General features: G+C 66.6%; 1 protein-coding gene. It reads right to left on the bottom strand.

Translation table 11 applies throughout. From position 1 onward, the window contains the following. Window positions 1-44 precede the first annotated feature (44 nt). Window positions 45-446: ATP-binding protein (locus HWX25_RS33065; protein WP_175912798.1), on the bottom strand; the 402-nt coding region annotated here is incomplete at its 5' end.

The following is a 446-nucleotide window of genomic DNA, read 5'->3' as shown; positions in this document are numbered from 1 at the left end:
TTCATGATCTGTCTAGCTTGCGTCACGTCCATCAATCCATCGGCTTAGCCGCGCGATGCCGTCTCGTCACGTTCGTCCGAGCGCGGCAGCTCGATACGGAACGTGGTGTGATCCGCCTCGTCCGTCACCACCTTCACCGTGCCGCGATGCATCTGGGCGATCTTCTCGACGATGTGCAGCCCCAGCCCCAGGCCGGCGCGGCGCGGCGTGTCGGCCGCGCCGGGCCCGAAGGCCTCGAACAGATGCGGCACGACGTTCTCGGCAATCACGCCGCGATTGCGGACCTTGACCGACACCCGGTTCGCCGCCTCGCCATCGACCTCCACCGTCACCACGCTGTCCGGCGCGCCGTGCTGCAAGGCATTGCTGACGAGATTCGAAATCGCCTGCCATAGCAGGTCGCCATCCCAGTTGCCGGCGCCGTCGCCGCGCTCGACGATCTCGAC

Origin of the sequence: Burkholderia sp. BCC1640 (assembly GCF_902833125.1) — a bacterium.
Lineage (GTDB): Bacteria > Pseudomonadota > Gammaproteobacteria > Burkholderiales > Burkholderiaceae > Burkholderia > Burkholderia diffusa.
This window is presented reverse-complemented; position numbering and strand designations above follow the sequence as displayed.